The 13784-nt window shown below is 43.6% G+C and carries 12 protein-coding genes; 8 read left to right on the plus strand and 4 right to left on the minus strand.

Features of this window, described 5'->3' with window-relative positions; genetic code table 11:
- Positions 1-14 precede the first annotated feature (14 nt).
- From copI to P4S58_RS18285, 7 genes are all read left to right on the plus strand, one after another.
- Complete coding sequence (gene copI, locus P4S58_RS18255) at positions 15-620, plus strand: copper-resistant cuproprotein CopI (protein WP_337165080.1); 606 nt, start codon at positions 15-17, stop codon at positions 618-620.
- 63 nt (positions 621-683) lie between these two features.
- Positions 684-1244: a c-type cytochrome gene (locus P4S58_RS18260; protein WP_269349781.1), complete on the plus strand. Its 561-nt coding sequence runs from the start codon at positions 684-686 to the stop codon at positions 1242-1244.
- A 25-nt stretch (positions 1245-1269) separates the two neighbouring features.
- A complete protein-coding gene (locus P4S58_RS18265; protein WP_102966758.1) occupies positions 1270-1710 on the plus strand; it encodes a DUF411 domain-containing protein in 441 nt (146 codons plus the stop codon).
- 294 nt (positions 1711-2004) lie between these two features.
- Positions 2005-3744: an ABC transporter ATP-binding protein gene (locus P4S58_RS18270; protein WP_337165083.1), complete on the plus strand. Its 1740-nt coding sequence runs from the start codon at positions 2005-2007 to the stop codon at positions 3742-3744.
- Positions 3741-5525, plus strand: a complete 1785-nt coding sequence (locus tag P4S58_RS18275; protein WP_337165084.1) for an ABC transporter ATP-binding protein — start codon at positions 3741-3743, stop codon at positions 5523-5525. Before P4S58_RS18270 ends, P4S58_RS18275 begins: the two co-directional genes overlap by 4 nt.
- A gap of 417 nt (positions 5526-5942) precedes the next feature.
- The gene (locus tag P4S58_RS18280) at positions 5943-6860 is read left to right on the plus strand and encodes an AraC family transcriptional regulator (protein WP_102954474.1); all 918 of its coding nucleotides are present in this window, start codon (positions 5943-5945) and stop codon (positions 6858-6860) included.
- 199 nt (positions 6861-7059) lie between these two features.
- Positions 7060-8229 carry an iron-containing alcohol dehydrogenase gene (locus P4S58_RS18285; RefSeq protein WP_102954473.1) on the plus strand — a complete coding sequence of 390 codons (1170 nt, stop codon included), beginning with the start codon at positions 7060-7062 and terminating at the stop codon, positions 8227-8229.
- Positions 8230-8295: 66 nt separating this feature from the next.
- Here P4S58_RS18285 and P4S58_RS18290 read toward each other — a convergent pair whose 3' ends face one another.
- The gene (locus P4S58_RS18290) at positions 8296-9129 is read right to left on the minus strand and encodes an SDR family oxidoreductase (protein WP_102954472.1); all 834 of its coding nucleotides are present in this window, start codon (positions 9127-9129) and stop codon (positions 8296-8298) included.
- Between the two features lie 154 nt (positions 9130-9283).
- Here P4S58_RS18290 and P4S58_RS18295 point away from each other — a divergent pair, with 154 nt between their 5' ends.
- Positions 9284-9655: a winged helix-turn-helix transcriptional regulator gene (locus tag P4S58_RS18295; protein ID WP_102941380.1), complete on the plus strand. Its 372-nt coding sequence runs from the start codon at positions 9284-9286 to the stop codon at positions 9653-9655.
- Positions 9656-9846: 191 nt separating this feature from the next.
- Here P4S58_RS18295 and P4S58_RS18300 read toward each other — a convergent pair whose 3' ends face one another.
- The 3 genes from P4S58_RS18300 to xylF are packed head-to-tail and all read right to left on the minus strand — an operon-like array spanning position 9847 to position 13592.
- Positions 9847-11019 carry a sugar ABC transporter permease gene (locus P4S58_RS18300; RefSeq protein WP_042483297.1) on the minus strand — a complete coding sequence of 391 codons (1173 nt, stop codon included), beginning with the start codon at positions 11017-11019 and terminating at the stop codon, positions 9847-9849.
- Positions 11019-12542 (minus strand): xylose ABC transporter ATP-binding protein, encoded by a 1524-nt coding sequence (locus tag P4S58_RS18305; RefSeq protein WP_042483294.1) that lies wholly within the window; start codon positions 12540-12542, stop codon positions 11019-11021. The genes P4S58_RS18300 and P4S58_RS18305 overlap by 1 nt, the downstream gene beginning before the upstream one ends.
- A gap of 57 nt (positions 12543-12599) precedes the next feature.
- Complete coding sequence (gene xylF / locus P4S58_RS18310; RefSeq protein WP_102963667.1) at positions 12600-13592, minus strand: D-xylose ABC transporter substrate-binding protein; 993 nt, start codon at positions 13590-13592, stop codon at positions 12600-12602.
- Positions 13593-13784 lie beyond the last annotated feature (192 nt).

The following is a 13784-nucleotide window of genomic DNA, read 5'->3' on the forward strand; positions in this document are numbered from 1 at the left end:
ATAAGGAATTAATGATGAAAAAACTTACTCTAGCTATCGCACTAACCATCAGCTCTTCTGTCGCTTTTGCTGATATGAACCACTCAAATTCAAATGACCATGGTTCTTCAAATCATAGTTCCATGAACAGTTCTAACAACAGTTCAATGGACCACAGTAAAATGGACCACAGCCAAATGTCACCAACCGCTAAGAAGAATGACATGAAGATGGATCATGGCAATATGATGAACATGGAAGGGATGTCTGATGTCGGTATGCCAGCCATGGGTTCAAAACCGGACAAAGTGGTTCACGTGATGCTTTCTGATGACATGAAAATCACCTTCAATAAAGAAGTGAAAATCGAGCCTGATAGTGTCGTGCAGTTTGTTGTGATGAATACAGGTAAAATAAACCATGAGTTCAACATTGGTTCAGTTGCAGAACAAACTGAACACCGTGAAATGATGAAGAACATGAACGGTCAACATATGCATGACATGGGCAATTCAGTAACGGTAGAACCTGGCAAAGCGAAGCAAATTACATGGCACTTCCACGGTGACAAAAATGTTTCGTTTGCGTGCAACATTCCAGGTCATGCTGAAGCGGGCATGATGAAGAGTATCAGCCTGTAATGGCAAGCAGCCCCGACAGTGACAGTAAGCTGTTGGGGCTCTGTTGGAGAAATGAACGATTCCATGAACAGTGTAAAAAACCTGATAGTCGGCGCCTTGTTCTCTTTGGTGAGCTTAACGGCTCAAGCAGAGACATCGCCAAATGTTGAAACGGGTATGCAGCTTTTCAGAACCGCTGGCGGTTACGGCTGCGTTGCTTGTCACGGTCAGTTTGCCAACGGCGCAGGCAATGTTGGTGGAAACATTCGTGGCAAAACGCTAAATGACATCGATGACAGCTTGGCTAACGAACCAACTATGCAGCTTCTCGCCAGCACACTGTCAAACGATGACAGAGAAAATCTGGCCGCATACCTAGAAGCATTAGGGCAAATCACTCTGGTGGAGTGGACGATAGAAGAGACCGCGACCAGTTCAACCGTCACTATTGAAGCAGATAGCCCTGCCCAGTTAGTTGTTTTTAATAAGCTATTTGAACCTGTTGAACTTTCCCTGCCTCAGTTAACTTCAGAGAAAACCGTTCAACTTAACCCTTATGAGACTAAAGCGATTGATTGGACTCCAAGTAAAGGGGTTATCACGCTAAACTACAATCAAAGTCACTTGACCATTGATGTGAAGTGAAACTTTCACACAAGAGGAAAGAATTATGAAGACCCTATTGAAAGCGATTACTCTGTCTGCACTCACCTTCAGCTTTTCGGTGTTTGCAAAACCGACGATTGAGCTCTACAAATCCCCTACTTGTGGCTGCTGTAAAGAGTGGGCAGCAATCATGGAAGAGAAAGGCTACGAAGTGAACGTACACCATCAAAACGATTGGAGTTCAGTGAAAAAGCAATTTGGTATGCCAAATCAGTTGATGTCTTGCCATACGGCGGTGATTGACGGCTACATGGTTGAAGGCCACGTACCAGAATCAGATATCGCGCGTTTGCTGACTGAGCGTCCAGCGAACATTTCAGGTATAGCCGCTCCGGGAATGCCACAACATTCACCGGGTATGGCTGCGCCTAATCAGCCTTATAAAGATTTTAATGTGATTGCGTTTGATAAAAGCGGCAAACTTTCTCTGTATAAGAAGTACTAACCACAAGACCCTGCTGGCTGGGTATGTTTCTTACCCAGCCTTTGATTAAACTCGTCCCTTGTATATCTTCTCTTTTCTTTTTGCTGTTAACAGCCCGATTCTCCTTTACACCATTTCCTACCGCTGCACTTTCATTCGTTAGAATTCAGTCAAAATTTCGATTTAAAAACACGCTTGAGATTGGTAGAGTCTATTTGCTCAACTTTAAACCTTTCCAACAGAAAGTTGTTTTGGGTAAAACCTGCAACAATCATCCGTGTAAAAACACTCTATAAATATAAGAACACACAAACAATGCAGTTATATCAACATCTAAAGTGGTTTTTCCGCCAGCATCGTTTAACTTACGCCATCGCGTTATCGATGCTTTTTGCCGTCGCTATGCTCAACATGGCGGTACCGTGGCTTATTGGTAACGCCATAGACAAGCTCCTACAAACCAAAGATTTCTCGCAGGCTGAATTCTATTTATTTGCGTTGTTAGGCGTGAGTATTCTTGTGTACTTGCTGAGATACGGATGGCGGAGAATGCTGTTTGGCACCTCTTATAAATTGGGCAACATACTTCGCGAACAGTTCTATCACCGCCTTCTTCGCCAAGGTCAGGCGTTTTATAACATCCACTCGACTGGCGATTTAATGGCGAGAGCAACCAATGACATCGATGCTGTCGAAGTCGCGGCTGGCGAAGGTATCTTGTCTGGTTTCGATGGATTACTGACCTTTATTCTGGTGCTGATCATGATGTTTATTTTCATTGATTGGCAACTGGCGATCTTAGCAATTATTCCGTTTCCGTTTATGGGATATGGTTTCTACAAACTGTCGAATCGTATTCATCATCAGTTTAAGGAAACGCTCGATTCCTTCTCCACACTTAACGAGCAGGCGCAACAATCGGTGTCCGGTATTCGTTTGATCAAATCGATGGGGCGTGAAGAAATTGAATCGGATAAGTTTGCACAAATTGCCCAGCAATCCGCTCGCACTACATACAATGTGCAGCGTTCAGAAGCCCTGTTCGACCCAATTATTCAGCTCAGCCTTGGATCTGCACTGCTGATTGCTTTGATCGTGGGTGGCTGGCAGATCAGCCAAGAAAGATTGACCGTTGGTCAGCTCACCAGTTTCACCCTGTATTTATCTGAACTGATTTGGCCAATGTACGCATTCGGTTGGCTAATGAACATTTTGCAACGAGGTAACGCGGCTATTGGTCGCTTGGAATCGTTATTGAAATTGCCAGATTCCGTTGTAGATAAAGGCACACAAATGCCTGAAGGCTATGCGCTTGCAGTAAAAGATCTGACATTTGATTACCCAGACACCAATCAAAGCACACTGAAAAACCTATCACTCAATGTCGAGCAAAATCGAGTGCTTGGTGTTACGGGAGCAACCGGTTCAGGGAAATCGACTCTGCTTCATCTGTTAATGCGTTATTGGGAATCTACCCAAGGGGATATTTCCGTTTCTGGTGTTTCGATAGCTGATATTCCTTTGGCGAAGTTACGCGGTCTGTATGCCTACGTCCCACAGGATGCTTTCCTATTCAGTATGACCATCATGGAGAACATCCGTATTGGGATGCCAAACGCGACCGATGAAGACGTCTATCACGCGGCGAAACTGGCTGCGATTCACGATGACATACTTCAGTTCCGTGACGGTTATCAGACCCTTGTGGGAGAACGAGGCGTCACACTCTCCGGAGGTCAGCGTCAACGGATTTCGATTGCTCGAGCTTTAATTAGCCAAGCGCCGATTTTGGTGTTGGATGATGCCCTGTCAGCCGTTGATATTAAAACTGAAAAACTCATCATTAAGCACCTTCAACAACGCAGAGAACAAACCGTTGTTGTGGTCAGTCATCGCCTGTCTGCCATTGAACACGCGGATGAGATTATTGTACTTTCTCATGGCGAAATCATTGAGCGCGGTAAACATCATCAGCTTCTTAGCCTTGATGGCTGGTATTCACGCATGGCGGCTTATCAGCAAATGGAGCAGGCTTTGGAGGAAGAGCTGATATGAGCAAGGCAAACACAATGAAAGACAAAAACAGCTCAGGCTCAATAAAGCTTCTGATGAGCTATGTTTTCGCTGAAAAAGCACTGTTTATAAAAACCTTGTTACTGGTGGTGCTCGCGACCGGTTTTGACGTGCTTGGCCCTATGCTGAGCAAAGTGTTTATCGATGAATTCGTGATGCAGAATCACTACCCTGTTTGGCCAGTGGTTGGCGTTATCGCTCTGTTCATCATTTCTGTGTTATTGGGCACCTACTTAAAATATCAACAGACCCTGCGTTTTTTAGATATTGCGCTTAATGCGGTGTTAGACATACGTAAGCGATTGTTTAAACACGTGTTGACCTTGCCTGTGTCGTTTTTCGACTACTCACGTACAGGTCAGCTGGTGAGCCGACTTACCAACGACACCGAATCAATCAAAGATATCTATGTGCAGTTCTTATCGAATATCTTAGCCAACTTGGTTTTGCTGATTGGTATCTTGACCGCTATGGCAATACTGGATTTGCAATTGATGCTGGTGGCTCTGGCGTTGATACCTGCGGTTGTGAGCTTAATTTACCTCTATCAGAAATTCAGTGTTAAAGCGGTGACGCAAAGCCGTCAGCTACGCTCTGATATTAACTCGACCATGAACGAGTCGATCAGCGGTATGACGGTGATTCAAGCCACCAACCAACAGCAAAATAAACAGCAGCAGTTCGAACAGATTAACAGCCAGTATTACGATACACGTTTAAAAGCGGTAATTGTCGGCTCAATGTTGCTTCGTCCTGCGATTAACTTGTTAAGCATTCTGATCTTAGCTGGCGTGGTGTGGTTCTTTGGCTTGCAAGTAGTAGAAGGCGTGGCCGAAGTCGGTGTTCTATACGCTTACTTGAGTTACTTAGGGCGCTTTACTGAACCTCTGGTTGAGATCACTCAGCGTTTCAGCCTTTATCAGCAGGCAGTCGTCGCTGGTGATCGTGTGTACGAGTTGCTGCAAGAGCCTTCTTCAGAACAAAAAGAAGTACGCTGGAATCACATTGAACAAGGTGATTTAAGTATTGAAAACCTGACGTTCAGTTACCAAGTAGACAAGCCGGTGCTGCACAATATCAATGCCACCGTAGAGTCAGGAAAGTTCTTCGCTATTGTCGGCCATACGGGCAGTGGTAAATCAACGTTACTCAGCCTGCTGCTTAACTTCTATCAGTCGCAGTCAGGTTCAATCAAGATCGACGGGCATGAACTGAACCAATACGCACCCCAAACACTGCGCCAGTTGATTGGCTTTATCCCACAAGAGCCTTTTGTTCAGGCAACAACAGTGTTCGATAACATCGATATGGGTAGAAATTTGAGCCAAGAAGCTGTTGAACTGGCCGCCAAACAGGCACATTTGCACGATGTCATCATGCAAATGACCGACGGTTATCAAACTCAGCTAGGTGAAGGCGGATTAAGATTATCAACCGGACAAAGACAGCAGTTGATCATTGCTCGTGCGTTAGCCGGTTCACCAAAGATTTTGCTGCTCGATGAAGCAACAGCCAACATCGATAGTGAAACAGAACAAATCGTACAGAGAGCGTTAAATGAGTTGAGAGGCAAAGTCACGCTGATCGTTGTTGCGCACCGTCTGTCTACCATCCATCACGCTGACCGTATTTTGGTGCTGGATAAAGGGCATCTTATCGAACAAGGTAATCATCATCAGTTGATGCAAGTGGATCACGGGCGCTACAAAGCCATGTACCAACTTCAGCAGCAAGAACGAATGGTTGCAGAAGCGGAACGATAAGAGAAAAGAGTGGCTAATTAGCCACTCTTATTTTTTGAAATAGATAATTCGACCACATATGTGACATTGTAACTAAACACTTTGGTGCTATCGCTTAAAATGCCCGTTTCAGTTCAAGCTGAAAGAAAATTTGCACCGATTTCTTAACACTCATTCGCCTGACCCACTTGAAAAATTGCCTAATCATCCACAAATAGTCACAGTGCTGTGTAAACAACTGGCATTGCAAAATACAGAGATCTCTTCACTGCTTAGCTTTAATACATAAATATCAAAGGATTAACAATATAGGTCATTCGGCACTAGTCACCGATGTTAATTCCCGCTTGATTAAATAGATTTGCCTAATATTCTTACACTATTCTCTTGTTCACAAATCTAGCCACAGCGGTTCGCAAATGGCTAAAAGGAAACACCATGAGTCGTACAACACCTGTCTCCGACACTCACTCAAAATTAGGTAGCTTGATCGAAAAATGGACCAGAACGAGTAACCAGTTTGGTAATGACACAGGCATTCCGGGGCTGAGGTTAAGCCGCTGGGAAGCCCCAACCCCGCCCACCAGTTACACTCATAATGCGAGTATCTGTCTGATTGCTCAGGGTAAAAAACAGGTTCTATTAGGTGGAGACAGCTTCATCTACGACGCCAACCATTTTTTGATTTCGTCAGTAAATCTTCCTATCACCGCCAACATTATGGAAGCGAGCAAAGAGAAGCCGTATCTAGGGCTAATCTTAGAATTGGATTTACAGGAAATTTCCCAACTGATTGTCGACAGTGACTATTCTGGTACCCAAAACAAAGAAGCACAAAAAGGCATTGCTGTCGGTACACTGTCGCAGCCACTGCTTGATGCTTTTGTCCGTTTGCTTTCTTTAATGGATGAGCCTGAATCGATCAAAGTTCTCGCTCCGGTGATTAAACGGGAGATTTTTTATCGACTTCTGATGAGTGAGCAAGGTTCGAGGCTTAACCAAATCGTTACCGACGGCAGTCACAGCCATCAAATTTCAAAAGCCATCGAATGGCTGAAAAACAACTTTGTGAAACCGCTTAGCGTGGGCGAACTTGCCGCTTCCAGTGGCATGAGCAAGTCGGCTTTTTATACACACTTCCGCTCTATGACGTCTATGACCCCACTTCAGTTTCAGAAGAAACTTCGTTTAAGTGAAGCAAGGCGTTTGATGCTAACAGAGAATCTTGATGCAATGGAGACGACCTTTAAAGTGGGTTATGAGAGCCCTTCTCAATTCAGTCGCGAATACAGCCGTTTATTTGGCTCTCCACCGTCAAAAGACATCAAAGCATTACGCGAAGCTAACATGGTTTAACGCCAATAATTTCTTCTGTGGAGCGAATTTTTGGAAGAATAGGCAAAACAAAGAGAGGATCTGGCATTCATAGGTAACCGTTCTGTATATAGAATATCTCTTATACTAAACGTCATCTGCTTTTGAAATGTGGATGTATAACCGGTTAGCGTCTGGCTTTGCCGATACGCGAACTGTAACTCTCAAGAAGGGTGTGACAATGCAATTAGATTTCTCTTACTACAACCCAACAACCATTCATTTTGGTAAAGACTCACTGGCGAAATTAGACAGCGAACTGCCGAAGTTCGGCGACACTGTTATGCTGGTTTATGGTCGTAATGCGATCAAATCAAACGGTTTGTACGACAAAGTTATCGCTAGCTTGAATGCTGCCGGTAAGAAAGTTGTTGAGCTTTCTGGTGTTATGCCAAACCCAACTTACAGCAAAATGATGGAAGGTGTTGAGCTTGTGCGTGAACACAAGGTTGACCTGATTCTGGCAGTAGGTGGCGGCTCAGTAGTTGACTGTGCAAAAGGCATTTCAGTCGCGGCATACTGTACTGACCAAGACCCGTTCCAAAAATACTGGATTGAGTGGCAAGACGTTTCTAACGAAGTGGTACCTGTTGCTTCAATTCTGACTATGGTCGGTACTGGTTCAGAAATGAATGGTGGTTCGGTTATTACGCACGAAGAGAGCAAAACCAAAGCGGGTCGTGTATTCCCACCTATCGCATATCCTAAGTTTTCTATTTTGAACCCAGAGTACACCTTCACGGTTTCTGAATACCAAATGGTGAGTGGCGTATTCGATACAATGTCGCACCTAATGGAGCAGTACTTCTCTGACCAAGGTGCAAACACCACCGACTACGTCATCGAAAGCTTGCTGAAATCTTCTATCGATAACCTACGTGTTGCGCTTAAAAATCCTCAGGATTACGAAGCTCGCAGTAACATCATGTGGAACGCAACCTTGGCACTCAATACAGTAACAGGTCTTTCTAAGACTCAAGACTGGCAAGTTCATATGATTGAACACCAGTTAGGTGCTTACACTGACTGTGCTCACGGTATGGGTCTGGCGGCGGTTTCTCTGCCTTACTATCGCCTAATCTACAAATTTGGTTTGGATAAGTTTGTACGTTACGCAACTCAGGTTTGGGGTGTTTCAGCAGAAGGCAAAACCAAAGAGCAAATCGCACTTGAAGGTATTGATGCATTAGAAGCATTCACAAAAGAGTGTGGCATCGTAACGTCACTTGAGGAGCTCGGTGCAACCAAAGAGATGCTGCCAAAAATCGCAGAATCTACCGTTATTCTAGGTAATGGCTACAAAAAACTGACAAAAGAAGAAGTACTGAACATTCTGGAAGAGTGTTACTAACTCTCCTATTGTTCATTGTTGATAGACAAAAACGCCAGCATTGCTGGCGTTTTTTATCACCTTTAATTATGCAAGATCCGCCAAATGATCTTTGATATAGGTGTCTAAACTACGCGCTGGCTTACCAGTTAACACCTGTACCGCGTCGCTTACGCCCGCAGTCCAACCTTCGCGAACTGGATAGAATATTGAAGTCAAAAATTCTGCATAATCCGCTGGTACACCAACCCCTTTCAGCATGTCGCAAAACGCGCCATCTTCCATAGCTTGATACTGCACAGGCTTACCTAACGCGGCACTGATTTTAGCTGCTGCTTCTGCATAGCTGAAAGCCTCAGGACCCGTTAGATTGAACGCTTGATTGTCGAATTTATCTGTGGTCAAAACTGCCGCTGCACTTTCAGCGATATCACGCACATCAATAAAGCTCGACTTGCCCTCTGCTGCAGGAACGGCAATCACACCTTGGTCAATACCCGCTTTCCAGTAAGTGTGGAAGTTATCTGAGAACCAGTTCGGACGAAGAATAACGTAAGGAGCACCTGAGTTTTCCAATGCAATTTCAACCTGACGATATGGGATAGAGTCATCAGCATCCACGCCTAACACACTTTGGAAAACCACTTTGACATTGCGCGCTGCCGCTGCTTCGATTACTGGAATTAACAGTGCTTTAGATTCCACATAACCGCCCGCAAGCATGACGTATGCGCGGTCAACACCGTCAAAAGCTGACTCAAATGTTGACGGATCAGTGTAATCAAACACCACACCTTCTGCTACTCCGAACGATTTTCCACTGCGTGACGCCGCTTTCACTTGCTCACCCTTTGCCAATAATGCTTCTACTAGAGGGCGACCAACATTACCAGATGCGCCTAAGACCAATACTTTACTCATTTCTAATCTCCTAAGTATATTTAAGATACTATGTAGTTGAAGGATACTTGCTGATTAATCTATACTCTTCAAACCGAGTTGTGAAGAAGGCACTTTTTGGTAACAAGGTAACTTTGAAGTAACCATCCTGTGATTTGAGCATAGAGGATAAATCGTGGATTTTGCGTATGACGTTTATGAAAACCGCTGCCCGACGCGAGCAGTTTTGGACCGCATTGCGGACAAATGGGCAATGCTCATCTTAGATAAACTGAGCCATGAGCCAGTTCGGTTTAATCACTTAAAGCGAGATATCAAAGGCATATCTCAAAAGGTGCTATCGCAAACGTTGAAGAAATTAGAGCGGGATGGATTAGTTACAAGAACTGTCTTCCCAACGGTTCCAGTTACGGTTGAATATGCGTTGACCCCATTGGGAGGCACGCTCACTGAAGCTGTCGCGGCACTTGCCCACTGGGCAGAGAAAAACATGGATGCCGTGATCACCGCGCAAGAGAACTATGATGCAAAACTGGCAGAAAGCTAAATCATCCTGCAACCAGCAAGCGCAGCGGGAAACATGCGAGAAGAATGTTGAACGTGAGTTCACTGTTGAGCTGATAATAAAAAACACCACTGCGTTACACAGTGGTGATCCATATCTTAGGAAAAGTTAATCATGTCAGGAGCAGCAGTCCCTCATTGGGGGTGTGAGACTGCTTTTATTATTAAAATATCTTAACGTTGTTTCTTCATTGCGCTGTCCATCCAGACCGCGAGCAGCAACACACCACCTTTAACAATGTATTGCCAGAATGTCGGAACATCCATCATGCTCATACCGTTATCGAGTGACGCCATGATAAACGCACCGATAACCGCACCAAACACAGTGCCCACACCACCAGCCATACTAGTGCCGCCGATAACACAAGCTGCGATAGCATCTAACTCAGCGATGTTACCTGCTGAAGGTGAACCTGCGCCTAAACGAGAACTCAAAACCAACCCAGCGACTGCGACTAAGAAACCGTTCATCGCGTAAACCAACAGTTTGGTACGTTCAACATTAATGCCGGATAAACGGCTCGCTTCAATGTTGCCGCCAATTGCGTAAATGCGACGACCGAATCTCGATTTCGTTGCAATGAAAGAACCGACAAGAACAAAGAAAGTCAGCAATAACACTGGTGTAGGTACGCCGCGGTATTCATTAAGAATGAAGATAACAGAAAGCACACCAAGGCCAATTAATGTATTTTTGACCAGAGATACTTGCATTGAAGGCACAGACAATTCGTACTTCTTACGCATAACATTGCGTTTTTTCTGCCACCCAAAGTAAACCGATAAGCAGCAAACGCCGGCAATAATACTCAACATGTTTGGCAAATAGCTTTGACCGATGACGCCCATCACTTCAGAAATCGGTGCCACTGTCGTACCGTTTGTAATACCGATTAAGATACCCCTAAAAGCAAGATATCCGGCTAAGGTTACGATGAAAGAAGGTACTTTGCGGTATGCCACCCACCAGCCATTCCAAGCGCCCAGAATTAAACCTGAGCAAAGTGTAATAAGAATGGTCACAGGTAGCGGTAAACCAAACCAGACATCGAGAATCGCAGCCAATCCACCAAGTAAGCCCATCATTGAACCGACCGACAGGTCAATTTCGCCACTGATAATGACAAAGACCATGCCTATCGCCAGTATTCCGGTGATCGCAGTTTGTCTGAACAGGTTGGAAATGTTTCGCGGCGTTAAGTAGCTCCAATCAGTCATGATGCTGAAAAAGATCATGATAAATACAATCGCTAATGCCATCACCAGCATCTGAAAGTTGCCGCCTTTTAATCGACTTAGCAGGCTAGCGTTGGAGTCTTTAGTTAATTCTGTTGATTGTTCCATCACGCGGTTACTCCTTCTGATAATGCACAATCCATAATGATTTCTTGAGTCAGATCTTGGTTAATCAAATCACCTTTAATGACACCTTCGTGCATCACCAGCACACGGTCACTAATGCCCAGCACTTCAGGTAATTCGGAGGAAACCATGATGATGCTTATGCCCTGTTTAACTAATTTAAACATCAGCTTATAAATTTCGTATTTCGCTCCAACGTCAATACCCCGTGTTGGCTCATCCAAAATTAAGATGCTTGGATTAACCATTAGAAATCTTGCCAGTATGGCTTTCTGCTGGTTACCACCCGAGAGATTCTTAATTGCTAGCTCAGCATTAGGCGTTTTGACGGTAAGCTGTTTGATGTTTTCTTTGATAATGTTTGATTCGAGCGTGTCATTTAACACACCGTATTTTGATAATGAATCGAGGGCAGACAGCGACATATTTTGCCCAACAGACATAATTGGCACTATGCCATTTCTCTTGCGATCTTCAGGCACCATCGCGATACCAAAATCCAAGGCATCCTTACTGTTGTTTATCTCTATTTTCTTTCCATGCAGGAAATATTGGCCTTCGTTTCTGCCAAGATAACTGCCGTACAAGCACTCCATTAACTCAGTGCGGCCGGCACCCACCAGCCCTGAAATACCGAGGATTTCACCTTTACGTAATTGGAAACTCGCATTTTTTACTTTTGGAATAGCGGAATTTGATTTGTCCCAAGCGTTCACATTTTTGACTTCAAGTACAACGTCACCAATGTCGTGCTCTTCTCTTGGAAACAGTTGCTTCATTTCCCTGCCAACCATCATGGTGATGATGTCGTCAGTTGTCATATCACTTGCTTGTTTAGTACCGATATGTACCCCATCGCGGATAATACAGATATGGTCAGAGATCTCTTTTACTTCACCAAGCTTGTGAGAGATATAGATACAACTCACCCCAGACTCTCTGAGTTCTTTTACCAGATTAAGTAAAATTTCTGTTTCCGATTCGGTTAAAGGCGCTGTTGGCTCATCAAGCACTAATAACTTGGCATTCTTGGACATCGCCTTGGCAATTTCTACCAACTGTTGTTGACCTACCCCCAAATCCCCAACTTTTGTTTCCGGTGATACAGGCAAATTAACCTTTTCTAATAATAGTTTTGCCTCGTAATGCATTAACTCGTGATTTAATATTCCGCGCGTGCAAATTTCTGAGCCAAGAAATAAATTTTCTAAAATACTCAGTTCTTTAACTAAGGTGAGTTCTTGGTGAATAATTGCGATACCAATACTTTCCGTATCAGATATGTTTTTTGGTTCAATCACTTTTCCGTTATATATAATCTCGCCTTCATAATCGCCATGAGGATAGATACCGCATAAGACTTTCATTAAGGTCGATTTACCTGAACCATTCTCACCGCACAAGGATAAAACTTCACCTTTATTAAGACTAATACTAATACCGTCAAGCGCTCTTACTGGGCCAAAGCACTTAACGATATTTCGCATTTCTAATAAAGAAGACATAGTTGTCACTCCCAATAAAAATAGCGTTAAGAGAATCTCTTAACGCTTTTATTACTATTATTGATAAATTTCACTTTCAGCGTGGAATCCATCTCGAACAACAGTTGTTTTAATGTTTTTCGAAGTAACAGCTACAGGATCTAACAACCAAGCCGGTACATCTTTCATACCGTTGTTGAGAGAAGAGTTTTGCGCTGGAGTCTTGCCATCCGCAAGTTCCACTGCGATCTCAGCAGCACGGCTAGCAAGTGTATTAATCGGTTTGTAAATCGTCATAGTTTGAGTGCCATCAACGATTCGACGTAAAGCAGCTAGGTCAGCATCTTGACCTGAAATAGAAACTTTACCAGCTAAACCTTGCGCTTCTAGAGCTTGGATAGCGCCACCGGCTGTTGCATCATTTGAAGCAACAACAACATCAATCTTGTTGTTATTTGCAGTTAAAGCATTTTCCATAATTTTCAAAGCGTTTTCTGCTAGCCAATAGTTAACCCATTGATCACCGACAACTTTAATATCACCTGAATCAATTTTAGGCTGAAGAATATTCATTTGACCTTTACGGAATAGTTTCGCGTTATTGTCTGTAGGAGCACCACCCATTAGGAAATAATTACCTTTAGGTTTCGCATCCAACATTGCTTGCGCTTGCATTTCACCAACTCTTTCATTGTCAAATGACAAGTAGAAATCAATATCTGCATCGCTAATTAGGCGGTCATACGCTAAAACTTTAATACCATCGCGTTTTGCATCACTAATTACGTTGGATAGCACTCCGCCATTGGTTGGAATAATGACCAGAACATCCACACCGCGCGAGATCATATTTTCAACTTGAGAAATCTGAGTTTGCTCATTCCCGTTTGCTGACTGGACATAGACTTTGGCGCCCAGTTCTTCAGCCTTATCTACGAAAATATCTCGGTCTTTTTGCCAGCGTTCTAGTCGTAAATCATCAATGACCATGCCTATTTTTAATGACTTAGCAAAAACAGGGGAACTTAGACAAACAAGAGCGGAGCATACAAGAATTAATAGCTTTTTCATTATACTTTCCTTTGTATTGCACTATTTATTTGTAGGGTTTATTCACGATTAAAAGTGAACAACAGAATTCTATGTAGAATAAGATTGAAATGTCTTTTCTCTCATCTTATTTGCGTCTTATGTTTTTTTGTTTTTTATTTCAAATGTGATCATCATAGAAATATATGATTTAAGTCACCACATAACTCCGAG

The sequence above is a fragment of the Vibrio sp. Hal054 genome (genome assembly GCF_037162405.1).
Classification (GTDB): Bacteria; Pseudomonadota; Gammaproteobacteria; order Enterobacterales; family Vibrionaceae; genus Vibrio; species Vibrio diazotrophicus.